A 25,793-nucleotide genomic window follows, 5' to 3' on the forward strand; every position below is an offset into this window, starting at 1 on the left:
CGGCGCACCCACCCGCACCATGGTGCGGCGCCGACCCTGGCGGGACAATGTGCCGGATCCGCCCCTCGCCGGGACGGCCCCGCACACTCGTCGAAGGTGGCACCCGTGAATATCGACGGCAGCGACGGCTATTACGACCTGGGATCCTTCCACCGCGAGGTCACCACCGGCTCACCCGAGGCCCAACTGTGGTTCGACCGCGGCCTGTTGTGGGTGTACGGCTTCCACCACGAGGAGGCGGCCCGCTGCTTCAAGCGGGCCATCGAGGCCGACGAGCAGTGCGCCATGGCCCACTGGGGCCTCGCCTACGCGCTGGGTCCGAACTACAACAAGCCGTGGGAGGCGTTCGACGAGCGCGAGCTGACGTCGAGCGTCGAACGGACCCACCACGCCGTCCAGCGGGCCACGCTCGCCGCCGCCCGCGCGACACCGGTCGAGCAGGCGCTGGTCGACGCCCTCCGGCACCGCTATCCGTCCCCCGGTCCCGCCCCCGACCAGTCGGTGTGGAACGAGGAGTACGCGCAGGCCATGGGCAAGGTCTACGCGAACCACCGGGACGACCCGGATGTCGCGACGCTGTACGCCGACGCCCTGATGAACCTCACGCCCTGGCAGCTGTGGGATCTGCCCACCGGCCGTCCCGCCGAGGGCGCCCGCACCGTCGAGGCACGGGAGGCGCTCGAACACGCGCTCGCGCGGCCCGACGGCCGCGACCACCCCGGCCTGCTGCACCTCTACATCCACCTCATGGAGATGTCGCCGACGCCCGAACAGGCGTTGCCGGTCGCCGACCGACTCCGGGGCCTGGTGCCCGACTCGGGCCATCTGCACCACATGCCCACGCACATCGACGTACTGTGCGGCGACTACCGGCGCACCATCGAGGCCAACACCCGCGCCATCGAGGCGGACGAGCCGGCACTGGCCCGCGACGGCGCCATGAACTTCTACACGCTCTACCGCTGCCACAACATCCACTTCCGGCTCTACGCCGCGATGTTCGCGGGCCGGGCGGAGGTGGCGTTCGACTCCGTGAACCGGCTCGAGGCGGCGGTCCCCGAGGAGCTGCTGCGCGTCGAGTCCCCGCCCATGGCCGACTGGCTGGAGGGCTTCGTGGGCATGCGGGTGCACGCCCTGGTCCGCTTCGGCCGCTGGCAGGACCTCATCGACCTGCCGCTGCCCCGCGACCCGGAGCTGTACTGCGTGACGACGGCGATGACCCACTACGGCAGGGGCGTGGCCCTCGCCGCGACCGGCCGCACACAGGAGGCCGCGGCGGAACGCGCGCGCTTCACCACCGCCGTGGAACGGGTACCGCGGTCCCGCACCCTCTTCAACAACACGTGCCTCGACCTCCTCGCCCTGGCCGGAGCGATGCTCGACGGCGAACTCGCCTACCGGACGGGCGACTTCGACCAGGCCTTCACCGACCTTCGCCGCGCCATCCACCTCGACGACACCCTCCCCTACGACGAGCCGTGGGGCTGGATGCAGCCGACCCGGCACGCGTACGGGGCGCTGCTCCTGGAGCAGGGCAGGGTGGCGGAGGCCGCCGACGTCTACGCCGCCGACCTGGGCCTCGACGACACCCTCCCCCGCCCCCTGCGCCACCCCAACAACGTGTGGGCGCTGCACGGCTACCACGAGTGCCTGCTCCGCCTCGGCCGCGACGCCGAGGCCCGGATCATCGCCCCGCAGCTGACGACGGCACTGGCGGTGGCGGACGTCCCGATCCGCTCGTCGTGCTACTGCCGCCTGGACTCGGGGACACCTGAGGAGGAGAACGACTGCTGTTGACGGCTGCCGTTCGGGCCCTGCCCAGCAACCTGGGTCAACTCCCCCGTTCACCTCTCATGCCTGGCCCCTCAGTCCTCACCCCTGACTCCTCACTCCTGCTCCTCCAGCAGGCAGAATCCGCCGCCACGGCAATCCCCGCACACCTCCCCCTCGCGCTGCCCGCTCCCGTGGCAGGCCCCGCACAACCCGTCGTGCCACGTCGTCCCGTCCAGCGCGTGGTGCGGGTGCGGATAGTGCGTGTCGGGGAGCACGCACTCCACCTGTGTGTCCGGATGCCGTCGGACACACAGGTCCCGGCCGGGCTGCCGACGCCGAGCTTCCTCTGTCATGACTCCTGCTTCCCCTTCCGCTACGACTCCAGGGAAGCATCCACCACTGACAATCGGGCCGACAGCGCCCCGCCGGGCCGCGCCGCAGGCCCCGGTGTCAGGCTTCGGCGCGCTCCGCGGTGACCACCACCGCCGTGTACGGCAGGGTGAATTCGCCGCCCATCGCGTCGATCGCGGCGCCCGTGCGCGCCAGCAGGTCCGCCAACTGCTCCGGCCGGTACGTGCCCGCCTCCCCGCTGGTGCGCAGCTGTTCCAACCACGCGTCGCGCGTGTACGTGGCCTCCCAGTCGAAGTGCCACTCCTCGGGCTCGCCGAACAGAGCGGTGTCGCGCAGCCCGTCGGCGACCTTCGCGAAGACCGCCCCGTACGCGTCGAGGGTGGGGCGGGCCCAGGGGTTGCGCGGCGAGTCGGGCAGGGCCTCGCGGTGGGCGGCGGCGAAGGCGGCCGCGAGCTCGGGCCCTGGACGGAAGACGTTCCAGAAGAGGGCGAGGCGCCCACCCGGGCGCAGCACCTCGGCCGCCTTCATGGCTCCTGCGACCGGGTCGACCCAGTGCCAGGTCTGTCCCGCGACGACCGCGTCGAAGGTGCGGCCCGCCGCGTCCCAGGTCTCGAACTTGCCGACTTCCACGTCGAGTTCGTGACCGCGGGCGTACTCCGCCATACGCGCGTCGACGTCGATACCGAGGACGGTGCAGCCCGCCGCCCGGAACTGGCGGGACGCGATGCCGGTGCCGCAGCCGACGTCGAGGACGTCAGGGCCCGGCGCGGCGGCGGTGATCCGGGCGACCAGGGCATCCGGGTAGCGGGGCCGGGTGCGGTCGTAGCGCTCGGGGTCGGCCCCGAAGGACTCCGCCATGGCGCGGGCCTTGTGCGGTTGGTTCGCAGCGGCCTCAGAGGGCTTCACATCACGAGTGGGCATGCGCCCACCATAGTGGGCACTCGCCCACTCTTCTACCCTGAGCCGAGTCGAACGAAGGAGAAGCGCAGGTGCCGACCGGTGTGGCCATACGCGATGTGCGGGAGCAGCTCTTCGACGCGGCCGAGCGCGTCCTCATGCGGGACGGGGCCGCCGCGCTCACCAGCCGGGCGGTCACCACGGAGGCGGGCTGCGCCAAGGGCGTGCTGCACCGTCACTTCGCCGATTTCGACGCCTTCCTGGCCGACCTCGTCATCGACCGCGCGGGCCGCATGGAGGAACGGGCCGCCGCGCTCGTCGCTACCGCCGGCACCCGTACCGTCGTCGACCTCCTCACCGACGCCCTGACGGACCTGTTCACGCCGGTCGTCGTCGCCATGGTCGGCCTGCTCACCTTCCGCGACGGCCTGCGCGCGCGACTGCGGGCGGCCGGGCGGCCCGGTGTCACGGTCCTGTCGGACGCCACCGCCATGCTCCGCTCGTACCTCGAAGCGGAGCGGCAGGCCGGCCGGTTGACGCCCGACACGGACATCGACTCCCTGGGCCTGACCCTCATCGGCTCGGGCCACCTGCTGTACGCGAACCGGGAGGACGGTCCGCCCGCGGAGGCGGACGTCCGCCGGGTCGTCACGTCCGCCGTCGCGGGAGCGCTGCCCCGCTAGCAACTGGACAGGTCGTCAGGCTCCGGCGTGCACGCCGATGCCGCCGGAGACGGCGAGGTTCTCGCCGGTGATGTAACCGGCGGCGTCCGAGGCAAGAAAGGCCACGGTCTCGGCAACGTCCGAGGGTGTGCCGACGCGGCCCAGCGGGACGCCCTCACCCCACGAGTCGACCATTTCCCGGGAGACGCCCAACTTGCTGTAGGCGGGGGTGTCGATCAGCCCTGGGCTGACGGCGTTGACGCGGATGCGGCGTGGGGCGAGTTCGAGCGCGAGGGACCGCACGAGAGGCAGCAGGGCCCCCTTGGCGGCCGTCATGGCGGCCCCGATCCCTTCGCCGGCCCCGACGGTGAACACGACCGACGCCCCCTCCTTGAGGTGCGGGAGCGCCTTTTGCAGGGTGAAGAAGTTGCCCTTGACGTTGATGTCGAAGAGGTCGTCGAAGGCGTCCTCGTCGGTCGACTCGATCGGGCCCGGCCGGGAAATGCCGGCGTTGAGGAACAGCAGGTCGAGGGAGCCGAATTCACGGCGCACCTGGCCCATCAACTCGTCGACGTCGGACAGGGACCGCGCGTCGGCCCGGACGACCTTGACGTCCTCGGGAAGTCCGGCCTCGGTGACGTTACTGACGCCGGTGACCATGACGCGGTAACCGCGTGAGCGGAGCAGTTCAGCGGTGGCCTTGCCGATACCGCTGGTTCCACCGGTGATCAAAGCTGCAGGTGCAGACATGGTGCGCCCCTTTGCGTGCTGCCGGAGGTAGGAATTGACAGCCTACGTCTACCTGTCAGCGACTGCCAAACTTCGCGTGAGTGCCACCCTGGCAGTGCCGGGATAGCCTGAGGGCATGAAGCAGGAAGCCAAGACGGCGGCAGGCGCGCCGGCCACACTGTGGGACCGGACGCGGCAACTGGCCTCCAAGGAGATCCTCGAGACGGCCCTGCGCCTGTTCACCGAGCAGGGTTACGACGAGACGACCACCGCCCAGATCGCCCGCGAGGCCGGCGTCTCCCAGCGCACCCTCTTCCGCTACTTCGGCACCAAGGAGGACCTCCTCGGCGGAGGTCAGGAGCAGTTCGGGCAGGTCCTGACGGACGCGATCAACGAGCAGCCCGCCGGGGCCGACATCTGGGACACCCTGCGCGCGGGACTCGCCGCCGTACTGGCGCTGCACGACAGCCGCGAGCAGGCCCTGGAGCGGTTCCGTCTCCTGCACAACACCGCCTCGCTGCGCGCCGGTTGGCTCGAAAAGCGCATGCGCCTCCAGGAGGCCGTACTGCCGCTCGTCGAGGCGCGCATGAGCATCGCTCCCGGAAGTGCGGACCCGAGGGCCCGCGCGGTGATCGCGACGGCGTTCGCGTGCCTGGATGCCGCATCGATGACGTGGGTCGACAACGGCGGCAAGGGCGACATCATCGACCTGTACGACGCATGCCTGGCCGCGGTGCGCGGCTGACCGCAGCGCACGACCGGCCACAGCATTGCGACCGCCGCCCACTCGTGCCGGAGCGCCACCTTCGCCTACCTGAGCACCTCCTGAGAATGTCTCCCAAATTGTTGACACTTACGTTGACAGTTGATGCCGTAGGTCCGGGGACGGGACTCGCTCGCCCCAAGAGCCACACGGGAGCCACGAGTTGAAGCACAGGGCCATCAAGCGCAGAAACGTCATGATCGGGATCGGGGCGACCGCGGGCGCCGCGGTCGCAGGCGGCCTCACCCTGTCCGCGCAGGCGTCGACCGGAACCGCGTCCGACGAGCCTTCCGGCGCCCTCACGTTCGACACGGACGCCTACAAGGAGCTGACCGCGACCGTCACCACCGACGACGGCGACAAGGAGGTGAAGTACCGCTTCTGGAAGGCGATCACCTATGTCGCCAAGCCGGTCGACGAGACGTACCAGAGCCTCAACGTGAGCGTGCCGGTGGAGATCGACGGCAAGGCGATCGACGCCTCCGACGCGCCCATCCTGTTCGCCAACTCCGTCGGCGGCTATATGCCGTCCTCCGTCGCGGACGCGGACGGCGTAGGGGGCGGCGGCATGCCCGGTGGCGGCGGTGGCGGTGGCGGCGGCATGCCGGGCGGTGGCGGCGCGATGAACGCCAACCAACTGCTCGCCCTCGCCGCCGGATACGTCGTCGTGGAACCGGGAGCACGCGGCCGCACCCTCAAGGACGACGACGGCACGTACTACGGCACCGCGCCCGCCGCGATCGTCGACCTGAAGGCCGCCGTGCGCTACGTCCGCGCCAACAAGGGCCGCATACCCGGCAACACCGACCGCATCGTGTCCGCGGGCACCAGTGCGGGCGGCGCCCTGTCCTCGCTGCTCGGCGCCTCCGGCGACAGCAGGATCTACGCGAAGTACCTGTCCGACCTGGGCGCGGCCGACGCCTCCGACGCGATCTTCGCGACCAGCGCCTGGTGCCCCATCGCCGACCTGGAACACGCCGACGGCGCGTACGAGTGGAACTGGGGCGCCAACAAGCAGAGCAACGGCGAGCAGGTCGACCAGGCGACCTCCAAGCAGCTGCGGGCCCAATTCGCCGAGTACCAGGCCTCGTTGAGGCTGCGCAGGATCGACGGCCACGGACTGCTGACCGCCCGGAACTACGACGACTATCTACTGACGCACTATCTGCAGCCGTCGGCCGCCCGCTACTTGAAGGGTCTGTCGGACAGCGACCGCGCCGCGTACCTCGCCGACAACACCTTCATCACGTGGCACGGCGGGCGGGCCACGTTCACGTGGGAGGACTTCCTCACGCACGTGGGCGCGCGCAAGAAGGACACGCCCGCCTTCGACCCGTTCGACCTGTCCGCCCCGGAGAACAACGAGTTCGGCGCGGGCACGACCGAGGCGCGGCACTTCACCGCGTACGGCGCGCGGCACGACACGTCCGGTCTGGACAGCAAGCGCGTGGCGTCGGACATCCCCGAGAAGCTCGACCTGATGAACCCGATGTACCACCTGGAGCGCCGCAACCCCGGTCGCTCCAAGCACTGGTGGATCCGGCTCGGCACCAAGGACAGCGACACGTCGCTGACCGTCTCCGCCAATATCGCGGCGAGTGCGGCCGGGCTCGGTGACAAGGTCGACCACCTCTACTACTGGGACCAGGGGCACGGGGCCAACACCGATCCGGCGGACTTCATCGCGTGGATCGCCCAGGTGACGGGCCACAAGAGGAAGTAGGCGCGACGCACGCGAGCCACTGTGGCCCGGCCCCCGCGAAGGGGCCGGGCCACAGTGCCGTACGCACGGATCAACCGGCCATCGCCGGCGCTCCCTTCCTGTCCCCGCTCCCCCGGTTCGCCCGGACCCTGATGGTGAGCGCGGCCAGCGCCATCATCACCGCGCCGAACACGGCCGCCACGGCGAACATCGAGAAGCCCAGGTCCGCGTGGCCCGCCGCGAGCAGCTGACCGCCCATCCACGGGCCGAAGACGGCGCCGAAGCGGCCAATGCCGGAGACCCAGCTGAGCGCGGTGGGCCGGTCCTCCTCGACGTGGTGCGAGCCGACCGTCGCGTACACCATCGTCTGGCCGCTGAACAGGAGCAGCCCGGCGAGGAAGACGACGCCGTACAGCACGACCACCGACATGTGTACGCCCATCAGGTAGACGAAGACCGCGGTCAGCGCGAACCAGATGATGACGATGCGGCGCGGGCCCACACGGTCGGCGAGGCGGCCCGCGACCAGCATGCCGACGATGCCGCCGACGTTGAGGAACGTCGAGAAGAGCAGCGAGTCACCGGTGTCGTAGCCGAGGTCGCCCATGATCTTCGGCAGCCACTGGCCGACCCCGTAGACGAGCAGCAGGCCGGCGAACGACGTCAGCCAGAAGCACAGCGTCGTCAGCCACTGGCGGCCACGGAACAGGGCCTTGATGCTCTCCAGCTTGTCGGCGGCGTGCCCCTTGGGCTCGGGCAGTTCGAGGCCGTACGTGCCCGCGAGGGCCTGCGCGTCGCCGGTACGGCCGCGGGTGAGCAGGTTGGTCGGCGACTCGGGCAGCAGCTTCAGGGCCAGCGGCAGGAAGATCAGCGCGGGTATCGCGCCGACGAGGAAGGCCGAGCGCCAGCCGAAGTCGTCGATCAGCCACAGCGCGAGCAGCGGCGCGACGGCGCCGCCGGTCTGGTGGGCGGTCATGATGACACCGGTCGCGAGCGCCTTGCGGGCGCCGGTGGTGAACTCCATCCCGTACGAGATGGCGATCGGCAGCAGCGCGCCGAGACCGAAGCCGCACACCAGGCGGAAGAAGCCGAACACCCCGGCGCTCTGGGCGAATCCGCAGCCGACGGTGGCGATGGTGAAGACGACGACCGAGGTGAAGACGGTCTTGCGGCGGCCCACCCAGTTGCTGACGGTGCCGGAGAGGATCGTGCCGACCAGCATGCCGAAGGTGGTGTAGCTGCCGATGTCACCGGCGGAGGCGTCGGTCAGGCCGAGTGCCTTCGAACCGAGCATGTGCGGCAGCGCGGAGCCGTAGATGAACGTGTCGATGCCGTCGATGAACACCAGCGCCCAGCACAGGGCGATGACGATGGTGCGGCTGCGGCGGGACGGGTCCGCGGCGACGGCGGAGGCCGCGTTTTTGGGCAGGGCGGAGCGGTAACGCGAGGACATCGTTGTTCCTCTCGTCCGGGCGGTCCGGTGGCGGCCCGGTAAGGGTGGAGTGGGATACGCGGGGTCAGGGCTGAATCGGCGGGGTTCCGTGCGTGTGGAAGGACTCGATGGTCTTCAGGCCCCAGGCCTGCCCCTTCTTGCGCTCTTCCTCGGTCCAGGTGATGAGCGGCCAGTCGGGGGCGAGGACGAGGCGGGTGAGCGGGTTGCACAGCTCGATGCGGTTGCCGCCGGGCTCGTAGACGTAGAGGAAGAACGTCTGCTGGATGGCGTGCTTGTGCGGGCCGGTCTCGATGAACACGCCGGTGTCGATGGCGAGATCGGCGGCGCGCAGGATGTCCTCGCGGTTGTCGGTCGCGAAGGCGATGTGGTGCAGGCGGCCGTTGGCGCCGGTCCAGTCCTCGGTGTAGACGACGTCGTACGACTTGTTGGTGAAGGTCAGCCACTTGCCGGCGATGCGCCCGGTGTCGAGCTGGATCTGCTCGGTGGGGCGGGCGCCGAGGACGTCCGACTGGAAGTCGGCGTTGAGCGCGACGTCCGAGGCGAGGAAGTTGACGTGGTCGAGGCGGCGGACGCCGACGCCGCGGTTGGGCTTGGCCTGCGGCTGGTTCTTGAGGGCCGGCTTCAGCTCGTCGGGGGCCCGGTAGTGCTCGCTGTCCCAGTAGAGGGCGAGTTCGTGGCCGTCCGGGTCGGTGGTGACGAACAGCTTCCCGATGCCGGGCTCGTCCTCCGCCCAGTGCCCGGTGCCGCCGGACTCCTCGACCGCCTTGATGCGGCGCTGGAGCGCTTCCTCGCTGGAGGTGCGCAGCGCGATCCGGCCGAGTCCCGGCTGGTCGCGGGCGGTGAGGACGAGGCTGTGGTGCTCGTAGTCGTCGAAGGTGCGCAGGTAGACGCTGTCGCCGTCCTGGCCGCAGACGGTCAGGCCCAGGAAGTCCGTGAAGAAGCCGACGCTGGCGTCCAGGTCCGGGGTGAACAGCTGGGCGTGGCCGATGTGCGCGATGTCGCCGAGGGGCGGAGTCATCGGGGACCTCCTGAGTTCTGTGCGGGGAGGGATGCGGTGTCGACGGTGCGCGGGAAGACCGTGCCGTCGAAGAGTTTTCGGGCCGTGCGGACGACGGCGGTGCGCCGCGGGGCGGGAAGTCCGTCGGGGCCCGTGGTGAGGCCGGCTTCGATGTCGGTGAAGCCGGTGGGGTGCTCGATGCGCAACCGGTCTGCTCCCGTGGGTGGTTGGGCGATGCCGTCCGCCACACTGCCGTCCATCCACAGCCCCGCCGCCACGCTCGCCGCGCCGAGCACGCCGATGGAGGTGTGGCAGCGCACGGGGATGAACGTACGGGTGGTGACGGCGCCGCCGTGCCGGGGCGGGGCGAGCAGCGTCAGCTTGGGGACGGTGGCGTCGGAGACGTCACCAAGACCCATCAACTCACCGGCTTCCAGACGGATTTCACGGAGCCGTCGAGCCAGCCCCTGGTCCGCCTCCAGCTCCTTCGGGTCCTCGTAGCCGGTGACCTTCAGGGAGTCGGCAGGGATGAGCACAGTCGGCATGCCGTTGTCGACGCAGGTCACCTCGGTGCCGGCGACCGTGTCGCGGAGGTGCCCCGTCGGCAGCAACGCGCCCTCGCCCGGCGGGAATTCGATGACCACGGCGGCCGCGGTCCCCGGTACGCCGGATATCTCCGCGTCGCCCGTGTAGTCGACCCGGCCGCCCGGCGTAGGGAACGTGGCCGTGGCCCGGTCACCGGAGTTGACCATGCGGATACGGACCGAGGTCTCCCCCTCCCCCGCGGACACCAGGCCCCGCTCGACCGCGAACGGGCCGATACCGGCGAGGATGTTGCCGCAGTTCTGACGGTCCGACACCACGGGTTCGTCGACGTTCACTTGGAGAAAGAGGTAGTCGACGTCGGCGTCCGGCTCGGCCGAAGGTGACACCACCGCGACCTTGCTGGTCAGCGGGTGGCCACCTCCAATGCCGTCGATCTGGCGCGGGTCGGGGCTGCCCATCACCCGCAGCAGCAGTTCGGCGCGGGCGGCCGGTTCGGCGGGCAGGTCCTCGGCCAGGAAGTAGGCACCCTTGGAGGTGCCGCCGCGCATCAGCAGACAGCGCACCTCATCGAACCGGGCCTCTTCCGACCCGGCCCCCTCCGCCCCGGTCACGAGGTGTGTTCCTCGTACGTGCGGTACTCGACGCCGAGCCGCTTGAGGGTGTCGCGCAACCCGTAGCGGTCCAGGCCGAGTTGGCCCTCCAGGAAGGCGGCGCGGGTGGCGGCCTCCTTCTCCTCGCGGGCCTGGGACTTCTCCGCGGCCTCGGCGGCCCGTTCACGCGGCACGACCACCACACCGTCGTCGTCCGCGACGATGACATCACCGGGACGGACGGTCTCACCCCCGATGACGACCGGGACGTTGACGCTGCCGCCGGTCGCCTTCACGGTGCCCTGCGCGGACACGGCGGCGGACCAGGCGTGGAAGCCCATCTCGCGCAGCTCGGACGTGTCACGGATCCCGGCGTTGGTGACGATGCCGCGCACCCCGCGCTTCTGCAGCGCCGTGGCGAACAGCTCGCCGAACATGCCGTCGGTGGACGGAGATGTGGTGGTGACGACGAGGATGTCGCCCTCGCCGCACTGCTCCACGGCCGCGTGGATCATGAGGTTGTCGCCGGGCCAGGACAGCACGGTCACGGCGGTGCCGGCGATGCGCGTGTCCTGCTGGTTGGGGCGCAGGTGGTGGCCGAGGAGGCCGGTGCGGCCCATCGCCTCGTGGACGGTGGCGACGCCGTACCCGGCGAGCGCCTCGACGTCCTTGGGCTCGGCCTTGGGCGGGTTGGTGACGATGACGCCGGGCATCAGGCGAGCTCCTTCGCGATCTGCGGGTACGGGCGCATGTACGCCTCGGCCATGGTCTTGTGGGCGAGCCCCAGGTTGGGCCCCGCGTTGCGCTTGAGCTGCACACCTCGGCGTACGGCCAGGTCGGTGTAGTACTCCCACAGGTGCTGCTGGGCGCCCAGGCACTCCATGGCCTTGCGCTTGGTGTCCCAGACCTCGGTGATGTCGAGGAGGACCTCGGGCTTGAAGCCGCTCATCTCGGGCTGGTGCGGCTCGAAGTAGAAGACGGGCGGGGCGCCGATGATCTCGCCCTCGCCGGGGTAGCCGATGGCCTGCGCGAGGACGCGGGCCTGCAGGGCCATGCGGTTGGCGGCCGGGTGGTCGCCGTTGTACGGGTCCTCGACCGGGTGCGTGAGCACGACGTCGGGCTGGGTGTCGCGGTAGACCGTGACGAGCCGGTCGGTCAGCTCGGCGGTCTCGACGAGGGGGTAGTCACCGGCGTCAAAGAAGTGCACGTCGGCGCCGAGCGCGGCGGCGGCCCGCTCCGCCTCGTCGCGGCGCAGCGCCTTGATCTCGTCGAGCTTCTTGCCCTCCCGCCAGGCCTTGGCGGACTCGCCGCGCTCCCCGAACGTCAGGCACGCGATGCTCACCTTCTCGCCGCGGGCGGCGGCGAGCGCGATGGCACCGCCGGCCCGCCACACGAAGTCCCCGGCGTGCGCGGTGACCACGAGGATCGATCGTGGCGGGGTGGCGGGCACGTGGCCGTTGGTCATTGCTGCATCTCCTAGGTGACAGGTGTGCGGCCCGCCCCCGGTGCAACGTCAGTCGGCGCTCAACACGTCGATCACACTGCGGAGGTGGGCGCGGACGGCCGTCTCGGCCGCCTGCGGGTCCCTGGCGCGGATCGCCTCGATCATCGCCAGATGCTCGCTCAGGGACTGCTGCGAACGCCCCGGACGCAGCGCCAACTGGAAGCGGTGACGCACCAGTTGGGCGTTGAGCCGCTCCAGGAGCCCGACGGCCGTGTGCTGGCCGGAGATCTCCCGGATGCGGGCGTGCAGCTCGTGGTTGAGGTCGGAGTAGGTGAGCGGATCACCGTCCGCGACCGCCTTGGACATGGCGTCACCGAGCCCAGTGAGCTCGTCGAGCTGCGCGTCGGTGGCCTCCTCTGCCGCCTTGGCCGCGCACAGCCCTTCGAGTGCCATCCGGCACTCGGTGATCTCCACGGCCTCCTCGACCGTGACGACCCGCACCCGCGAGCCGCGGTTACGGATCCGCTCGACCAGGCCTTCCGCGGCCAGCTCGAGCAGCGCGGCACGGATACTCGCCCGCGTCACGTCGTACTGCTCGGCGAGTTCGTTCTCCACCAGCCGCTGAGCCGGTGACATCTCGCCGCGCAGAATCGCCTTCCGCAGCTGATCGAGCGCGTACTGCTTGGCCTGCTCTCCGGAGCCCGGACGGGCTTCCTCCGGCATCTGCCCTCCCTGAGTGAGTGCGTGTCGACGCTAAATCTAGGCGAACAGAATTGTCAACGATTTTGTTCGCAACCTGTCCGCACGCTTCGACCGGTCGCCGGCGACCCGCACGACGGCAGCACGTCTCAACTTCCCTTCCCACACCACGAGTTCACCCCTTGTACGCTTCCGCTTCGGGCACCACCCCCTTCCCCCTCACACCAAGATCACAGAATGCATCCGCCATGCTCACGCCATGAAGGAGCTTTCACGTGGCCACTCCACGGACGTCCCTGCTGGTCCTCGCCACCACCGTCGCCGCGCTCGCCGTGACCACGACGGGCCCGGCCCAGGCCACCCCACGGGCTCTGCCCGCCGTCGCGCCGCGCGCCGAGACCGCCGCCCTGCACGACGACGCCGCGGGCGGTGACGCGGACGCCGACGACCCGGCGATCTGGCGCAACCCCGCGGACCCGGACCGCAGCCTCGTCGTCGCCACGGCCAAGCAGGGCGGCCTGCGCGTCTACGACCTCGACGCGCACGAGGTGCAGTCGCTGCCGGCCCCCGCGGGACCCGGCGCCGACGACGCGCCCGGCCGGTTCAACAACGTCGACCTGGTCCACAGCGCCGGCCTCGGCGACCTGGCGGTGACCTCGGACCGCGGCAACGACCGGCTGCGCTTCTACCGCATCGACCGCGACCACGCCGGCGGCCCGCTCACCGACGTCACCGACCCCAAGGCGACCCCGATCTACTCCGGCTCCCAGGACGAGATCAACGAGCAGCGCACGGCGTACGGCCTGGCCACCTGGACGGACAAGGCGAGCGGCCGCTCGTACGCCCTGGTCAGTCAGCGTGAGCGCACCCGCCTCGCCCTCCTGGAGCTCAAGGGCAACGCCGACGGCACGGTCGGCTACACCAAGGTCCGCACCCTCGACCTGCCGTCCTCCTTCCGACTCCCGAACGGCGCCACCTGGTCACCCTGCGGCGAGCCCGGCGAACTTCCGCAGGTCGAGGGCATGGTGGTGGACCCGGCGACCGGCACGCTCTACGCCGGCCAGGAGGACGTCGGCATCTGGCGGCTGCGCGCCGACCTCACCGGTGCACCGAAGCTGATCGACAAGGTGAAGGAGTACGGGGTTCCGGGCACGTACGACGAGGCGACCGAGGAGTGTGTCGCGGGCGCCGACCCGGGCTTCGGCGGCAAGCGCCTCACCGCGGACGTCGAGGGCCTGACCCTGGTCACCGAGAAGGACGGCGACGGCCTGCTCCTCGCCTCCAGCCAGGGCGACAACACCTTCGCCGCGTACGACCGCGAGGTCTCCGACGCGAACGAGTACGAGGGCGGCTTCCGCGTCACGCCCGCATCGGCGGAGCTCGACGGCTCCGAGGAGTGCGACGGCGCCGCCGCACTGAACGAGCCGCTGGGCCGCCGCTACCCGAACGGTCTGCTGGTCGTGCAGGACGGCCACGACGCCCCGGGCGAGACGGACCGCCCCTCCACCAACTTCAAGTTCGTGGACCTGGGCGCGGTCACGGACGCGGTCGACGACTGACGGCCTCGGCGGGCCGCTCGTCGAACGGCCCGCCCCACGGAGCCTCCAGCGCCGCACGCAGCCCGCCGAGCACCTCCTCCCCGATGCGCTCCGCCAGCCGGGCCTCGAGACCGTCCAGGGCCCGCCGCGCCCGCTCATGGGCGCGCCGCCCCTCCGCGGTACGGCGGACCAGGCGCTGCCGGGCCGACGCGGGGTCCGGCACCTGCTCCAGGAGGCCGTCGTCGATCAGGGCGCGGACGGCCTGATGGACGGTCTGCCGGGTCACGCCCATGCGGCGGGCCAGCTCGGAGACGGTGGTGCCGTCCGCGTCGAGCATCGCGAAGAGCTGCACCTGGGTGGGCGTTATCGGCGCCACACCCTGCGCCTCCAGAGCCGCGAGCAGCCCGTCCTCGAACCAGCGCCGGGCGTCACCGAGGAGCTGCGGCAGATCACGTCGGGGCTGGCTCATCACTTCTTCGTCCTCCCGGACTCCCGGATTTCTCGGCACAGGCCCTGCCCTTGCTCTTGCCCGTCGACCCCTTGCTTGTCGACCTCTTGCCTGTCGACCGCTTCACATGTCAGGCTACCTGACACAGAACGTCAGGCACCCTGACACAGGCAAGGATGATCCGCATGACCATGGAGTTCGCGACGCGCTACCGCAGCGCCTCCCGCATACCGGCCGACCCGTCGAAGCCGTACGTGATCGAGAAGGGCGAGGGCGACCGGGCCCACCTCTTCGGCGATCTCGTCACCGTCTACGCGGGCGGCGAGCAGACCGACAACACCTTCAACTTCTTCACCGTCGAGGGCCCGAAGGGCGACATCATCCCGGCGCATGTGCACGCGGACACCCACGAGGTGTTCTACGTGACGCAGGGCGCGGTCCGGCTCTTCGCCGAGGACCCCGAGGGCGAGCAGCTGGAGCGCCTGCTCACGCCGGGCGACTTCGGTTTCGTGCCGAAGAACTGCGCGCACGCCTACCGCATGGAGCGCCACCACTCCCAGGTCGTCGGCGTCGCCGCGGGCCCCGGCGGAACCTTCGAGCGGTTCTTCGAGACGCTGGGCACACCGGCGGAGGAAATGGGCCTGCCGGCCCGGCCGTTCGTCCCCGAGCCGCACAAGTTCGGCACGGTCCCGCAGGAGTACGACGTGCGCTTCCTGCCCGACCACCAGTGGCGGACCTCGTGACGCCGGGCGAACTGCGGCAGTTGATCGCCGCGCCGCACCCGGACGTCACGCCGCTGCCCCGGTCGACCGAGTACGCGGGTGGCGTGCGCGCGCTGCGCGGCGTCCCGTACGCGGACGTGGAGGGCGCCCGCCCGCTGGAACTCGACCTGTGGCTGCCCGCGTCGGCGGGCCCGGCGCCGCTGGTGCTGTTCGTGCACGGCGGGGCGTGGCGGCGCGGCCGGCGTGACGACATGGGTGTGCGTACGCGGGGGTGGGCTCCCGGCCCGTTCGAGCAGCTCGCGGCGGCGGGCCTCGCGGTGGCCTGCGTGGACTACCGGCTCAGCGGCGAGGCGACGTTCCCCGCGCCGCTGGAGGACCTGCGGTCGGCGCTGCGCTGGCTCGGCCTGCGCGCGGACGAGTTGGGCATCGACCCCGAACGCACCGTCGTCTGGGGCGAGTCGGCGGGCGGCCATCTGGCCTCGCTGCTCGCGCTCACGCACGACGAGCCACGGCTCGCGGGAGCGGTCGTCTGGTACGGCCCTGCGGACCTGACGACGGCGCGGCCCCCGTTCGATCCGGCCAACCCGGCCACGCCCGAGGCGCTGCTCCTGGGTGACGCCCCATCTTCGGTGCCCGAACTGGCGGACGCAGCAAGCCCGTTGAAACGGGTGCACGCGGACGCACCGCCCTTCTTCGTCGTGCACGGCGAGGCCGACTCGATGGTGTCGTGCTCCCACGGCCGTGACCTGTCGGACGCGCTGCGGGCGGCCGGGGCGCCGGTCGAGCTGCGGACGGTGCCGGGGGCCGACCACGGCTGGCACGGCGCGGACGACGCCGAGGTCCGGCGGATCTTCACCGCTTCCCTGGACTTCGTACGGCAGCACACCTGACCACCCCTTTGCGCCGCGCAGTCGACCTGGCAGATTGGTGTGTCCCTGCCCCCGCCCGGTGAAGAGGTGCGCGATGAGCCCGCAGTTCGGCGACTACCAATTCGAGATCTACCTCGACGGACTGCGGGGCGTCACGCCCTCGCAGCCGATGGACTTCGCCACCCTCGAACAGCGGGCCCAGGCGGCCCTCTCCCCCTCCATCTGGTCCTACGTCGCCGGGGGCGCGGGCGACGAGCACACGCAGCGCGCCAATGTGCGGGCCTTCGAGCGGTACGGACTCGTGCCCCGGATGATGGTGGGTGCCACGCAGCGCGACATGTCCGTGGACCTGTTCGGGATGCGCCTCGCCTCACCGCTGTTCATGGCGCCGGTCGGCGTGATCGGGCTGTGCGCGCAGGACGGACACGGAGACCTGGCGACGGCGCGGGCCGCGGCGCGCACCGGTGTGCCCATGGTGGCGTCGACACTGACGGTCGACCCGATGGAGGACGTGGCCGCCGAGTTCGGTGACACACCTGGCTTCTTCCAGCTGTACACACCCACCGACCGGGCGCTCGCCGAAAGCCTCGTCAAGCGGGCGGAGGCGGCGGGCTACAAGGGCATCGTGGTCACGCTCGACACATGGGTCACCGGCTGGCGTCCACGCGACCTGTCGACCTCCAACTTCCCGCAGCTGCGGGGCCATTGCCTCGCCAACTACATGTCGGACCCGCGCTTCCAGGAGATCGCCGCGAGCACCGACCCCACGGACCTCGTACGGTCCTGGGTCGGCCTCTTCGGCAATCCGCTCACCTGGGACGACCTGCCGTGGCTGCGCTCGCTCACCGATCTGCCACTGATCCTCAAGGGCATCTGCCACCCCGAGGACGTGCGCCGTGCCAGGGACGGCGGCGTGGACGGCATCTACTGCTCCAACCACGGCGGCCGCCAGGCCAACGGCGGCCTTCCCGCGCTCGCCGCGCTGCCGGGAGTCGTCGAGGCGGCGGAGGGCATGCCAGTGCTCTTCGACTCCGGAATCCGCTCGGGCGCCGATGTCATCAAGGCGCTCGCGCTGGGTGCCACGGCGGTGGGCGTCGGGCGCCCGTACGCGTACGGACTCGCGGTCGGCGGCGACGACGGCCTCGTGCACGTCCTGCGCTCCCTGCTCGCCGAGGCCGACCTGATCATGGCGGTGGACGGCTATCCGACCCTGGCGGACCTGACACCGGAGGCGTTGGTGAAGTCGGGTCCCTACGGCGATTGAGCAGCGGAGCCCCGTGGCGTGGGGGCTATCGCAACAGGTCCCGTACCGCCGTGAGCGCGGCCTCGGCCGTGGCCGGGTCCACGCCCGGACGGGCGAGCGCGCTCATCGGGATGGGGGCGGCGTCGGGCAGTCCGGTGCAAGGGGTCAGGCCTTCGGGTTCCTGGCCGACCGCCGCGAGCAGCGCCACGCCCTGGCCCGTGCGGGCGAGGTCCAGGACCCCCGCGAGATAGCCGGCGTCGCCGACGACCGAGGCCGGCACCCCGCGCGCGGCCAGGGTCGCGATGGCCCTGCGGCGAATGGCGCAGGGGTCCTCGATCGCCACGAGAGGTACGGGCTCCGGGGCGGTCGGCGGCTGCCAGCCGGGGACGGCGTACCAGGTGAGCGGGAGTCCGCCGACGGGTGTGCCCTCGGTGGCCGCGGCCTCGGTGACGTACACCGCGACGTCGACCCCGCCCCGTTCCACGGCCTCCACCAGGCGGGCGGAGCGGTCGATGCGGAAGCGGACCCGGCAGCCGGGGCGCACCTCCTGGACGGCCGCGGTGAGCCGGGGCAGGAACTGGTCCGCGGCGTGCTCGGTGGAGCCGATGGTCACGGTGTCGCCGTCGGCGTCGAGCAGCGTGCGTACGGCCTCGTCGTGGACGGCGAGTATCTTCCGCGCCTGTTCGAGCAGCAGCCGCCCGTCGGGGGTGAACCGGGTGCCTCTGCCCTCGCGTTCGACGACTGGCCGCCCCAGGGTCTTCTCCAGCTTCCGGACGTGCTGGCTCACCGCGGACTGGCTCAGGGACAGGGCCTCACCGGCGCGGTGGAAGCCGCCGCAGTCGGCTATGGCCGTCAGGCTGCGCAGGGCGACGAGGTCCAGGAGGGGTCGGGGCATGCCGTGACAGTAGTCGTCATCGGCGATCGATCGCGATCCCTGATCGGTTTCGATCCGAATTCGTCGTTGGACGCTGTCGACCACGGCCGGTCATGATGGGCACATGTTGCACGCGCCGTCTTCCGCTGCCTTTCTGACGCGGCGCCGAGTCATCGACTTCGGCGTCACGTGCAGCGCGCGCTGTCGCTGACCTCCTGCCGCACTCCTCCCCTTCACCGCGTCGCGCCTCTTCACCGCGTCACGCGTCGCCCGGCTCACGCCTGCGCCGACGCGTGACCTCGCGGCGCCCGAAGGGCCCGGCCCGCTGCGCCTTCCCTTCCCCTCGGCACCCCTGATCCCCTCGGCACCCCTGACACCGCCGATCGCCCTCGCCCTCCCCCTCGCCCGATGTCCGCCTGCCCCGAACCGGGAGTCCCCTCCTCATGCCCTCACCCCATGCCGAACTGCCCTTGATCGCGGAGGCCCTGGCATGACCGTGACCACGACCGTCGCCGAGTTGCGCGAGCTGCTCGCCTCCGACGCTCCCCCAGCCCTGCTCGACGTCCGCTGGGCGCTGGGCGACCCGCACGGCCGCGAGCACTACGCCGAGGGGCACATCCCGGGCGCCGTGTACGTCGACCTGGAGACGGAGCTGGCGTCCGCTCCGACCGCGCGGGGCGGCCGCCATCCGCTGCCACCGATCGACCGACTCCAGGACGCCGCGCGCCGCTGGGGCCTGCGGCGGGACCGGCCCGTCGTCGTCTACGACGACCTGGGCAACACCGCCGCGGCGCGGGCCTGGTGGCTGCTGCGGTACGCGGGCCTGGACCGGGTGACGCTGCTGGACGGCGCGCTCGGCGCCTGGCGCTCCGCCGGTCTGCTGTTGGAATCGGGCCAACCCGCCGCCCCGCCGCGGGGCGATGTCGTCCTGCGCGAGGGCGCGCTGCCGCTCACCGACGCCGACGGGGCGGCCGAACTCGCGGCATCCGGGCTGCTGTTGGACGCCCGGGCCGGTGAGCGGTACCGCGGCGAGGTGGAGCCCGTCGACCCGCGCGCCGGACACATTCCGGGCGCGGTGTCCGCGCCGACCGGCGAGAACCTGGCGGCGGACGGCACGTTCCTGCCCGCCGACGAGCTGCGCAAGCGCTTCGCGGAGCTGGGGGCCGACGCGGCCGGGCCAGGCCCCTACGCGACCGGGCCGGGTGCCGACACGGCCGAGCCAGGTGCCGACACGGCCGAGCCGGGTGACGACGCGGCCGAGCCGGGCGCGAATTCCGCACCCCGCATCGGTGTCTACTGCGGCTCCGGTGTCACCGCGGCCCACGAGATCGCCGCCCTGGAGATCGCCGGGTTCCGTGCCGTCCTCTTCCCCGGCTCCTGGTCCGCCTGGTCCACCGACCCCGACCGCCCTGCCACGAAGGGAGAGCGGCCATGACGACGGACCACCTGGACGCCGCGGTCCTGCCACCTCCCGCGGACCATCCGCCCGCGCCGTCCGCCCGTGTCACCATCCGTGGCACCGCGAAGACCGGCCGCCGCCTCGCCGTGCCACGTTCCGTGCGCCGGGCCGCGGGACCGGTCGGGCTCGTCGTCCTCTGGTTCCTGGCCTCGGCCACCGGTGTGCTCCCGGAGTCGGTGCTCGCCTCGCCCGTGGACGTCGTGCGGCAGGCCGTCGAACTCACCCGCAGCGGCGAACTGCCCGACGCCGTCGCCGCGTCCGGCCGCAGGGCCGCCACCGGATTCCTGATCGGCGGTTCGGTGGCGCTGGCGCTGTCGCTGCTGGCGGGGCTCTTCCGGCTCGGCGAGGACGTGGTCGACTCCTCGATGGGCATGTTCCGGGCCATCCCCTGGGTGGGTCTCATCCCGCTGTTCATCGTGTGGTTCGGCATCGAGGAGACGCCGAAGATCGCGCTGGTCGCGCTCGGCGTGACGTACCCCCTGTACTTCAACATCTACGGCGGCATCCGCTCCACGGACGCCCAACTCGTCGAGGCCGCCCGGATGATGGGGCTCGGCAAGCTCGGCCTGATCAAATACGTGATCCTGCCGAGCGCACTGCCCGGCGCGCTCGTCGGACTGCGGTACGCGCTGTCGACCGCCTGGCTCGCCCTCGTCTTCGCCGAGCAGATCAACGCGGACGCCGGTCTCGGCTATCTGATGAGCAACGCCCAGCAGTACTTCCGTACGGACGTCATCGTGCTCTGCCTCGTCGTGTACGCGCTGCTCGGCCTCGTCTGCGACTTCGCCGTACGGATCCTTTCGCGCCGGCTGCTCGCCTGGCGCGCCAACTTCGAGGGCGAGGCATGACCCCCATGGCCGACACCGTCACCAAAACCGAAACCGAAACCGGCACCGGCACCGGCACCGGCACGCACACCACGGTCAACAGCGTTGAGATACGCGGCCTTTCGCGGGCCTTCGACGGTCACACCGTCCTGCACGACCTGGATCTCGACCTGCGCGAGGGCGAGTTCGTGGCGCCGCTCGGGCACAGCGGCTGCGGCAAGTCGACGCTGCTGAGGATTCTCGCCGGCCTGGACGAGGAGATCGGCGGCGAGGTGACCGTGCCCGCGCGGCGCAGTGCCGCCTTCCAGTCACCGCGGCTGCTGCCCTGGCTGAAGACATGGCGCAACGTCGTGCTCGGGCTGCCGGGCCGGCCCGACCGGGCGCTCGCCGACAAGGCCCTCGCCGAGGTGGGCATCGCGGAGCGCGCCACCGTCTGGCCCAAGACGCTCTCCGGCGGCCAGGCCCAACGTGTCTCCCTGGCCCGTGCCCTGGTCCGCGAGCCCGAACTGCTGCTCCTGGACGAGCCGTTCGGCGCCCTGGACGCGCTCACCCGGGGCCGGGTCCAGCAGCTGGTGGCCGAGCTGTGGGAGCGGCACGGCTGCGCGATCCTCCTGGTCACGCACGACGTGGAGGAGGCGCTGCTGCTCGCCGACCGGGTCCTGGTGATGGACGAGGGGCGCATCGCCCACGAGCTCACCGTCGACCTGCCCCGCCCCCGCGATCTGACCGCCCCCGAGTTCGTGACCCTGCGCGCCCGCCTCCTCAACTGGCTCGGCGTGACCGGCACCCTGGAAGGAACCCCGTCGTGATCCGCAGAATCGCAGCCGCCGCCCTGAGCCTCACCGCCCTTGTCTCGCTCACCGCTTGTGGCGCGGACTCCTCCGCGGACGCCGCCGCCGAGGACGGCCGGGCCACCCTCACCATCGGCGACCAGGCGAAGACCCTGCAGACCATGTTCGCCGCGTCGGGCGCCCTCAAGGGGGCGAAGTACAAGGTGAAGTGGGCCGAGTTCGAGGGCGCGGCGCCGCTGTACCAGGCGGTGCAGGCGGGCGCCGCGGACACCGGGTACTCCGCCGACCTGCCGGCGCTTCAGGCGCTCAGCGGCGGGCTGAAGATCAAGAACATCGCCGCCCTGAAGAACGACGGCTCGCACGTGGGCATCGTCGTCCGCAAGGGTTCCGGCATCGACAGCGTCAAGGACCTCAAGGGCCAGAAGGTCGTGGTGTCCTCGGCGAAGGGCAGCATCTCGGAGTATCTGCTGGCCAATGTCCTCAAGCAGCACGGGCTCAGTTACCGGGACGTCAAGGTGCAGTATCTGCTGCCGACCGACGCGCAGGCCGCGTTCGCCTCCGGGAAGGTCAAGATCTGGGCCACCTTCGGCGTCTACCAGACCGTGGGCCTCCAGCAGGGCGGCAAGCTCCTCGTCGACGGACAGGACGGCCGGGTCAGCGGGATCGGCTTCGTCAACGCCTCCGACGACGCTCTGGCCGACTCCTCGAAGAAGGCCGCGCTCACCGACTTCGTGAAGCGTCTCGGCACGGCCCTCAAGTGGACCAGCACGCACAAGGACGCCTACGCCAAGGCCATCGTCGAGCACAACGGCGCCGACCCCTCCGTGGCGAAGACCCTGGCATCGGGGGCGTACGGCAAGGTCCTGCCGGTCTCCTCCGATGTGAACGAGACCGTCCAGGACGTCGCCGACCTCATGAACGGGATCGGTGTCCTGAACCCGAACGTCGACGTGGCGAAGTCGGCGGACACCTCGCTGCTCAAGTGACCCACCCCCACAACTGACCTTCCGAGCCCAGGAGTTGTCCATGCCTGTCGAGTTCATCAGCGCCGTCCACACCGATTCCGGCGCCTCCGGTCCCGCCGCCGCGAGCCGCACCGGCTTCGACCCCGCCTATCTGCGCAGGTACGCCCGCGCCCTGGACGACGGGGGCTTCGACCACACCCTGGTCGCCTACCACTCGGCCTCTCCGGACGCCCTCCAGGTCGCCCAGTTCGTCGCCACGCACACCGAGCGCATCCGGCCGATCCTGGCCCATCGGCCGGGCGTCGTCTTCCCCACCCACGCGGCCCGCGCCCTGGCCACCCTCGACCGGATCAGCGACGGGCGGCTGTCGCTGCACATCATCTCCGGCGGCAGCGACGAGGAGCAGCACCGCGAGGGTGACTACCTCAACAAGACGGAGCGGTACGAGCGTTCGGACGAGTACATCCGGATCCTGCGCAAGGTGTGGCAGTCCGAAGGACCCGTCTCGCACGAGGGCAAGTACTTCCGCTTCGAGGGCTACCACTCGGACGTGAAGCCCGTGAACGGGCTCGTGCCGATCTCCGTCGGCGGCTCCTCCCAGGACGCCTACCGGGTCGGCGGACAGCAGGGCGACATCTTCGGCCTGTGGGGCGAGCCGCTGAAGGAGACGGCCGAGCAGATCGCCGCCGTGAACGCGGTCGCGGACGCGGCCGGGCGCCCGCATCCACGCATCTGGGTGTCGTTCCGCCCCATCGTCGCGCCCACCGACGAGCTGGCCTGGGAGAAGGCGCACCGCACGCTGGGGGCGCTCCAGGACCAGGCACGCAACACCGAGTTGCTCCGCCACTACCGCACCACGGGCCGCCCCGCCAATGTCGGCTCCCAACGGCTCCTGGACGTCGCCGGGCGCGGCGAGGTCCACGACCGCTGCCTGTGGACCGCTCCCGCCGTCGCCACCAACGCCGCGGGCGCCTCGACCGCCCTCGTCGGCTCGCCCGAGACAGTCGCGCAGGCGCTGCTCGACTACGTCGACATCGGCTGCGACCTGCTGTCGATCCGCGGCTACGACCCGCTCAACGATGCGATCGACTACGCCCGTCACGTGGTGCCACTGGTACGCCAGGAGCTCGCCCACCGGGCCACGACCCGCGCCGCCTGACCGAACCAGGACACCGAGATGACCACCGCACCCCAACGAACCGCCTCCGCCACCCTCCTCGGGCTGCTCGCCCGCGACCTGCCTCCCGACCGGCTGAGCACCGACCCGGCGGCCCTCGCCGCACACACCACCGACCGCTCCGGCACCCGCCCGGACGGGGAACCCCTGGCCGTGGTGCACGCCCGGCACACGCAGGACGTGGCACTCGCCCTGCGGCACGCCCAGGCACTGCGCGTGCCGGTGGTGCCGCGCGGGGCCGGTACCGGCCTGTCGGGCGGAGCCACCGCCGACGAGGGCTCCCTGGTCCTCGACCTCTCCCGGATGGACCGGATCCTCGAACTCGACGCCTTCGACCAGGTGGCCGTCGTGGAACCCGGCGTCATCACCGCGGAGTTGGACCGGGCGGCCGGTGCGCACGGGCTGCGGTACGCGCCCGACCCGGCGAGCGCGGCCCTGTCCACCATCGGCGGGAACATCGCCACCAACGCGGGCGGCCTTCGCTGCGCCAAGTACGGGGTGACCCGCGACAGCGTCCTCGGCCTGGAGGCGGTGCTCGCCGACGGAACGGTGGTCACCACAGGCCGCCGTACCGTCAAGGGCGTCACCGGTTACGACCTGACCGCGCTGCTCACCGGCTCGGAGGGCACCCTCGCGGTGATCACCGGGGCGACCCTGCGCCTGCGGCCCGTCCCGGTGGCGGTGGCCACGCTGGCCGCGTACTTCCCCACCTTCGAGGCGGCCGCCGAGGCCTCGTACGCGATCGCGCGGGCCGGCGTCGAGCCCGCGCTGGCCGAACTGGTCGACGGCCCGGTGCTGCAGGCCATCGACCCGGCGCTGCGGGAGCGGGGTGCCGCGCTGCTGCTCGTGCAGTGCGACGGGGCGGGCGCGGCGGTGGAGGCCGCGGCGATCGCCCGGCTGATCGCTCCTTCGGCCACCTCGGTGGAGACCACCGAGGACCCGGCCGAGTCGGAAGCACTGCTGGCCGCCCGCCGCCTGGCGCTGCCCGCGCTCGAGAAGCTCGGCCGCCCGCTCATCGAGGACATCGCCGTGCCACGCTCCCGACTCGCGGAGGCGGTGCGGGAGATCCGGGCGATCTCCGCGCGCCATGACGTGCCCGTGTTCACCATCGCGCACGCGGCCGACGGCAATCTGCACCCGATCGTCGTCGTGGACCGGGCCCTGGACCAACTGCCGGACGCCGCGTGGGAGGCGGCCGGCGAGATCTTCGCCCTGGCACTGCGGCTCGGCGGGACGCTCACCGGGGAGCACGGGGTGGGCCTGCTGAAGCGGCAGTGGGTCGCCGAGGAACTCGGCCCCGCGTCCCACGCGTTGCAGCGCGGCCTCAAGGAGGTGTTCGACCCGCGGGGCATCCTCAACCCCGGAAAGGCCCTGTGACACCAGGGGCGGGCGGGCTCAGCCGGCGGACACCGCGTCGATCAGGCGCGTGAGCGCGTCGGCGGCCTTCGCCAGTCCGTCGTTCGGGGTGACCGGCTCGTCGAGGTAGCGGTCGCGGCGCAGTTCCAGCATGAGGGCGGTGACGCGGGGCTCCGTGCCGTAGTACGTCAGGGGGACGTACGCGCCCGCGAAGGGTGTGTTCACGGCCGTGTCGCCGTACGGGGCGAAGGCCTCGCGGGCCCGGGCGAGGAGGGTGTCCGGTGTGTGGAACGGGTCGGTGCCCAGGCAGACCGGTGGGCGCGGGTCGCTGCCGTGCAGTTCGTAGGGCAGGGCCCGGCTCGGGTAGGAGTGGACGTCGATGACGACCGCCCGGCCGGTCGCGGCCAGGCGGTCCGCCACTGCTTGCGTCATGGCCTGGGCGTAGGGGTGGAAGTACGTGTCGAGCAAGGCCTGCTCGTCCGCCGGGGGTTCGGGGCGCAGTGGATCGCGGTGTGTGGTGCGTGTGTAGACCGCGCCCATGCCGACCGACCGCATCTCCTCGCGTTCGTCGGGGAACCGCTCCGGGTCGACGACCAGACGCGAGCGCTCGTTGACGAAGCACCAGGGTGTGACGGACGCGGCCCGCGCGGCGCGTTCCGCGACGGCCTCGGTGTGGGCGTCGGTGATGAGGTCCAGCTCGTGTTCGAGGGCGGCGTCGTCCAGCAGGAGTCGTGAACGCACCCGCTCCGGGATCTCACGGGAGGCATGCGGTACGTGCAGGAGCACCGGGGAGTCCGGGTCGCCGGGGTGCAGGCGGTGGGGCGGTGTGGCCATGTGTCCCACTCTCCCATCCGTCCATTTCTTGGGACAGGTGGTTTCGAGGTGTGGGCGAGGGGTAGGGAGCCCAGCCGCTACTAC

Annotated in this window: 26 protein-coding genes; 14 read left to right on the plus strand and 12 right to left on the minus strand. The window is 71.5% G+C overall.

Translation table 11 applies throughout. The annotated features are described in order from the left end of the window. The first annotated feature begins 96 nt into the window (after positions 1-96). Entirely contained in the window at positions 97-1,797 is a 1,701-nt protein-coding gene (locus OHA73_RS03320; protein WP_327654095.1) for a tetratricopeptide repeat protein, read from the plus strand. A gap of 89 nt (positions 1,798-1,886) precedes the next feature. Here OHA73_RS03320 and OHA73_RS03325 read toward each other — a convergent pair whose 3' ends face one another. Together OHA73_RS03325 and OHA73_RS03330 are read right to left on the minus strand one after the other, a co-directional pair. After that, positions 1,887-2,126, minus strand: a complete 240-nt coding sequence (locus tag OHA73_RS03325) for a hypothetical protein (RefSeq protein WP_266717557.1) — start codon at positions 2,124-2,126, stop codon at positions 1,887-1,889. Between the two features lie 97 nt (positions 2,127-2,223). Further along, positions 2,224-3,045 carry a class I SAM-dependent methyltransferase gene (locus tag OHA73_RS03330; protein WP_443063024.1) on the minus strand — a complete coding sequence of 274 codons (822 nt, stop codon included), beginning with the start codon at positions 3,043-3,045 and terminating at the stop codon, positions 2,224-2,226. A 68-nt stretch (positions 3,046-3,113) separates the two neighbouring features. On the opposite strand from OHA73_RS03330, the gene OHA73_RS03335 reads away from it, so the two are divergent. Further along, on the plus strand, positions 3,114-3,704 hold the full coding sequence (locus OHA73_RS03335; protein ID WP_327654096.1) for a TetR family transcriptional regulator: 591 nt from the start codon (positions 3,114-3,116) through the stop codon (positions 3,702-3,704). A gap of 15 nt (positions 3,705-3,719) precedes the next feature. Here the strand turns inward: OHA73_RS03335 and OHA73_RS03340 are convergent, their stop codons facing one another. Further along, positions 3,720-4,433, minus strand: a complete 714-nt coding sequence (locus OHA73_RS03340; RefSeq protein ID WP_327654097.1) for an SDR family NAD(P)-dependent oxidoreductase — start codon at positions 4,431-4,433, stop codon at positions 3,720-3,722. Between the two features lie 115 nt (positions 4,434-4,548). Between OHA73_RS03340 and OHA73_RS03345 the strand changes: the two genes are divergently transcribed. Next, entirely contained in the window at positions 4,549-5,157 is a 609-nt protein-coding gene (locus OHA73_RS03345) for a TetR/AcrR family transcriptional regulator (RefSeq protein ID WP_327654098.1), read from the plus strand. 181 nt (positions 5,158-5,338) lie between these two features. Then, entirely contained in the window at positions 5,339-6,898 is a 1,560-nt protein-coding gene (locus tag OHA73_RS03350; protein ID WP_443063025.1) for a subtype B tannase, read from the plus strand. A 70-nt stretch (positions 6,899-6,968) separates the two neighbouring features. On the opposite strand, the gene OHA73_RS03355 is transcribed toward OHA73_RS03350, so the two are convergent. The 6 genes from OHA73_RS03355 to OHA73_RS03380 form a co-directional block, all read right to left on the minus strand. Then, positions 6,969-8,330: an MFS transporter gene (locus OHA73_RS03355; protein ID WP_327654099.1), complete on the minus strand. Its 1,362-nt coding sequence runs from the start codon at positions 8,328-8,330 to the stop codon at positions 6,969-6,971. A 64-nt stretch (positions 8,331-8,394) separates the two neighbouring features. Further along, positions 8,395-9,348, minus strand: a complete 954-nt coding sequence (locus OHA73_RS03360) for a catechol 2,3-dioxygenase (RefSeq protein WP_267072195.1) — start codon at positions 9,346-9,348, stop codon at positions 8,395-8,397. Then, a complete protein-coding gene (locus OHA73_RS03365; protein WP_327654100.1) occupies positions 9,345-10,484 on the minus strand; it encodes a 4-oxalomesaconate tautomerase in 1,140 nt (379 codons plus the stop codon). Before OHA73_RS03365 ends, OHA73_RS03360 begins: the two co-directional genes overlap by 4 nt. Next, positions 10,481-11,176, minus strand: coding sequence for a 4-carboxy-4-hydroxy-2-oxoadipate aldolase/oxaloacetate decarboxylase (locus OHA73_RS03370; RefSeq protein WP_327654101.1), 696 nt, complete (start codon positions 11,174-11,176; stop codon positions 10,481-10,483). Before OHA73_RS03370 ends, OHA73_RS03365 begins: the two co-directional genes overlap by 4 nt. Then, complete coding sequence (locus tag OHA73_RS03375) at positions 11,176-11,928, minus strand: PIG-L deacetylase family protein (RefSeq protein WP_327654102.1); 753 nt, start codon at positions 11,926-11,928, stop codon at positions 11,176-11,178. Before OHA73_RS03375 ends, OHA73_RS03370 begins: the two co-directional genes overlap by 1 nt. Positions 11,929-11,976: 48 nt before the next feature. Continuing rightward, a complete protein-coding gene (locus OHA73_RS03380) occupies positions 11,977-12,630 on the minus strand; it encodes a GntR family transcriptional regulator (RefSeq protein WP_266717541.1) in 654 nt (217 codons plus the stop codon). Between the two features lie 251 nt (positions 12,631-12,881). On the opposite strand from OHA73_RS03380, the gene OHA73_RS03385 reads away from it, so the two are divergent. Continuing rightward, a complete protein-coding gene (locus tag OHA73_RS03385; protein WP_327654103.1) occupies positions 12,882-14,165 on the plus strand; it encodes a phytase in 1,284 nt (427 codons plus the stop codon). Here OHA73_RS03385 and OHA73_RS03390 read toward each other — a convergent pair. Further along, positions 14,143-14,613, minus strand: coding sequence for a MarR family winged helix-turn-helix transcriptional regulator (locus tag OHA73_RS03390; RefSeq protein WP_327654104.1), 471 nt, complete (start codon positions 14,611-14,613; stop codon positions 14,143-14,145). The two genes, OHA73_RS03385 and OHA73_RS03390, sit on opposite strands and share 23 nt — an antisense overlap. 164 nt (positions 14,614-14,777) lie before the next feature. On the opposite strand from OHA73_RS03390, the gene OHA73_RS03395 reads away from it, so the two are divergent. The 3 genes from OHA73_RS03395 (at position 14,778) to OHA73_RS03405 (ending at position 17,447) form a co-directional block, all read left to right on the plus strand. Further along, a complete protein-coding gene (locus OHA73_RS03395) occupies positions 14,778-15,335 on the plus strand; it encodes a quercetin 2,3-dioxygenase (RefSeq protein ID WP_266717537.1) in 558 nt (185 codons plus the stop codon). Further along, on the plus strand, positions 15,320-16,204 hold the full coding sequence (locus OHA73_RS03400; protein ID WP_327654105.1) for an alpha/beta hydrolase: 885 nt from the start codon (positions 15,320-15,322) through the stop codon (positions 16,202-16,204). Before OHA73_RS03395 ends, OHA73_RS03400 begins: the two co-directional genes overlap by 16 nt. Before the next feature lie 73 nt (positions 16,205-16,277). After that, on the plus strand, positions 16,278-17,447 hold the full coding sequence (locus tag OHA73_RS03405) for an alpha-hydroxy-acid oxidizing protein (protein ID WP_327654106.1): 1,170 nt from the start codon (positions 16,278-16,280) through the stop codon (positions 17,445-17,447). A 25-nt stretch (positions 17,448-17,472) separates the two neighbouring features. On the opposite strand, the gene OHA73_RS03410 is transcribed toward OHA73_RS03405, so the two are convergent. Then, entirely contained in the window at positions 17,473-18,321 is an 849-nt protein-coding gene (locus tag OHA73_RS03410; protein ID WP_327654107.1) for a LysR family transcriptional regulator, read from the minus strand. Positions 18,322-18,790: 469 nt separating this feature from the next. Between OHA73_RS03410 and OHA73_RS03415 the strand changes: the two genes are divergently transcribed. The 6 genes from OHA73_RS03415 to OHA73_RS03440 are packed head-to-tail and all read left to right on the plus strand — an operon-like array spanning position 18,791 to position 24,896. After that, the gene (locus OHA73_RS03415) at positions 18,791-19,735 is read left to right on the plus strand and encodes a sulfurtransferase (RefSeq protein WP_327654108.1); all 945 of its coding nucleotides are present in this window, start codon (positions 18,791-18,793) and stop codon (positions 19,733-19,735) included. Continuing rightward, the gene (locus OHA73_RS03420; protein ID WP_327654109.1) at positions 19,732-20,607 is read left to right on the plus strand and encodes an ABC transporter permease; all 876 of its coding nucleotides are present in this window, start codon (positions 19,732-19,734) and stop codon (positions 20,605-20,607) included. The genes OHA73_RS03415 and OHA73_RS03420 overlap by 4 nt, the downstream gene beginning before the upstream one ends. Further along, positions 20,604-21,395, plus strand: a complete 792-nt coding sequence (locus tag OHA73_RS03425) for an ABC transporter ATP-binding protein (protein WP_327654110.1) — start codon at positions 20,604-20,606, stop codon at positions 21,393-21,395. Before OHA73_RS03420 ends, OHA73_RS03425 begins: the two co-directional genes overlap by 4 nt. Further along, positions 21,392-22,363, plus strand: coding sequence for an ABC transporter substrate-binding protein (locus OHA73_RS03430; protein ID WP_327654111.1), 972 nt, complete (start codon positions 21,392-21,394; stop codon positions 22,361-22,363). Before OHA73_RS03425 ends, OHA73_RS03430 begins: the two co-directional genes overlap by 4 nt. A 40-nt stretch (positions 22,364-22,403) precedes the next feature. Next, entirely contained in the window at positions 22,404-23,501 is a 1,098-nt protein-coding gene (locus tag OHA73_RS03435; protein ID WP_327654112.1) for an LLM class flavin-dependent oxidoreductase, read from the plus strand. An 18-nt stretch (positions 23,502-23,519) separates the two neighbouring features. Then, complete coding sequence (locus tag OHA73_RS03440; protein WP_327654113.1) at positions 23,520-24,896, plus strand: FAD-binding oxidoreductase; 1,377 nt, start codon at positions 23,520-23,522, stop codon at positions 24,894-24,896. An 18-nt stretch (positions 24,897-24,914) separates the two neighbouring features. Here OHA73_RS03440 and OHA73_RS03445 read toward each other — a convergent pair whose 3' ends face one another. Beyond that, entirely contained in the window at positions 24,915-25,709 is a 795-nt protein-coding gene (locus OHA73_RS03445; RefSeq protein WP_327654114.1) for an N-formylglutamate amidohydrolase, read from the minus strand. Between the last annotated feature and the right edge of the window lie 84 nt (positions 25,710-25,793).

Source organism: Streptomyces sp. NBC_00483, from assembly GCF_036013745.1.
GTDB lineage: Bacteria > Actinomycetota > Actinomycetes > Streptomycetales > Streptomycetaceae > Streptomyces.

What these genes read in the sequence shown, in the direction of transcription:
- OHA73_RS03325 (WP_266717557.1), bottom strand. Translation starts at nt 2,126, where the DNA reads ATGACAGAGGAAGCTCGGCGTCGGCAGCCCGGCCGGGACCTGTGTGTC.
- OHA73_RS03330 (WP_443063024.1), bottom strand. Translation starts at nt 3,045, where the DNA reads ATGCCCACTCGTGATGTGAAGCCCTCTGAGGCCGCTGCGAACCAACCG.
- OHA73_RS03340 (WP_327654097.1), bottom strand. Translation starts at nt 4,433, where the DNA reads ATGTCTGCACCTGCAGCTTTGATCACCGGTGGAACCAGCGGTATCGGC.
- OHA73_RS03345 (WP_327654098.1), top strand. Translation starts at nt 4,549, where the DNA reads ATGAAGCAGGAAGCCAAGACGGCGGCAGGCGCGCCGGCCACACTGTGG.
- OHA73_RS03355 (WP_327654099.1), bottom strand. Translation starts at nt 8,330, where the DNA reads ATGTCCTCGCGTTACCGCTCCGCCCTGCCCAAAAACGCGGCCTCCGCC.
- OHA73_RS03360 (WP_267072195.1), bottom strand. Translation starts at nt 9,348, where the DNA reads ATGACTCCGCCCCTCGGCGACATCGCGCACATCGGCCACGCCCAGCTG.
- OHA73_RS03370 (WP_327654101.1), bottom strand. Translation starts at nt 11,176, where the DNA reads ATGCCCGGCGTCATCGTCACCAACCCGCCCAAGGCCGAGCCCAAGGAC.
- OHA73_RS03375 (WP_327654102.1), bottom strand. Translation starts at nt 11,928, where the DNA reads ATGACCAACGGCCACGTGCCCGCCACCCCGCCACGATCGATCCTCGTG.
- OHA73_RS03380 (WP_266717541.1), bottom strand. Translation starts at nt 12,630, where the DNA reads ATGCCGGAGGAAGCCCGTCCGGGCTCCGGAGAGCAGGCCAAGCAGTAC.
- OHA73_RS03390 (WP_327654104.1), bottom strand. Translation starts at nt 14,613, where the DNA reads ATGAGCCAGCCCCGACGTGATCTGCCGCAGCTCCTCGGTGACGCCCGG.
- OHA73_RS03395 (WP_266717537.1), top strand. Translation starts at nt 14,778, where the DNA reads ATGACCATGGAGTTCGCGACGCGCTACCGCAGCGCCTCCCGCATACCG.
- OHA73_RS03405 (WP_327654106.1), top strand. Translation starts at nt 16,278, where the DNA reads ATGAGCCCGCAGTTCGGCGACTACCAATTCGAGATCTACCTCGACGGA.
- OHA73_RS03410 (WP_327654107.1), bottom strand. Translation starts at nt 18,321, where the DNA reads ATGCCCCGACCCCTCCTGGACCTCGTCGCCCTGCGCAGCCTGACGGCC.
- OHA73_RS03415 (WP_327654108.1), top strand. Translation starts at nt 18,791, where the DNA reads ATGACCGTGACCACGACCGTCGCCGAGTTGCGCGAGCTGCTCGCCTCC.
- OHA73_RS03420 (WP_327654109.1), top strand. Translation starts at nt 19,732, where the DNA reads ATGACGACGGACCACCTGGACGCCGCGGTCCTGCCACCTCCCGCGGAC.
- OHA73_RS03425 (WP_327654110.1), top strand. Translation starts at nt 20,604, where the DNA reads ATGACCCCCATGGCCGACACCGTCACCAAAACCGAAACCGAAACCGGC.
- OHA73_RS03435 (WP_327654112.1), top strand. Translation starts at nt 22,404, where the DNA reads ATGCCTGTCGAGTTCATCAGCGCCGTCCACACCGATTCCGGCGCCTCC.
- OHA73_RS03440 (WP_327654113.1), top strand. Translation starts at nt 23,520, where the DNA reads ATGACCACCGCACCCCAACGAACCGCCTCCGCCACCCTCCTCGGGCTG.
- OHA73_RS03445 (WP_327654114.1), bottom strand. Translation starts at nt 25,709, where the DNA reads ATGGCCACACCGCCCCACCGCCTGCACCCCGGCGACCCGGACTCCCCG.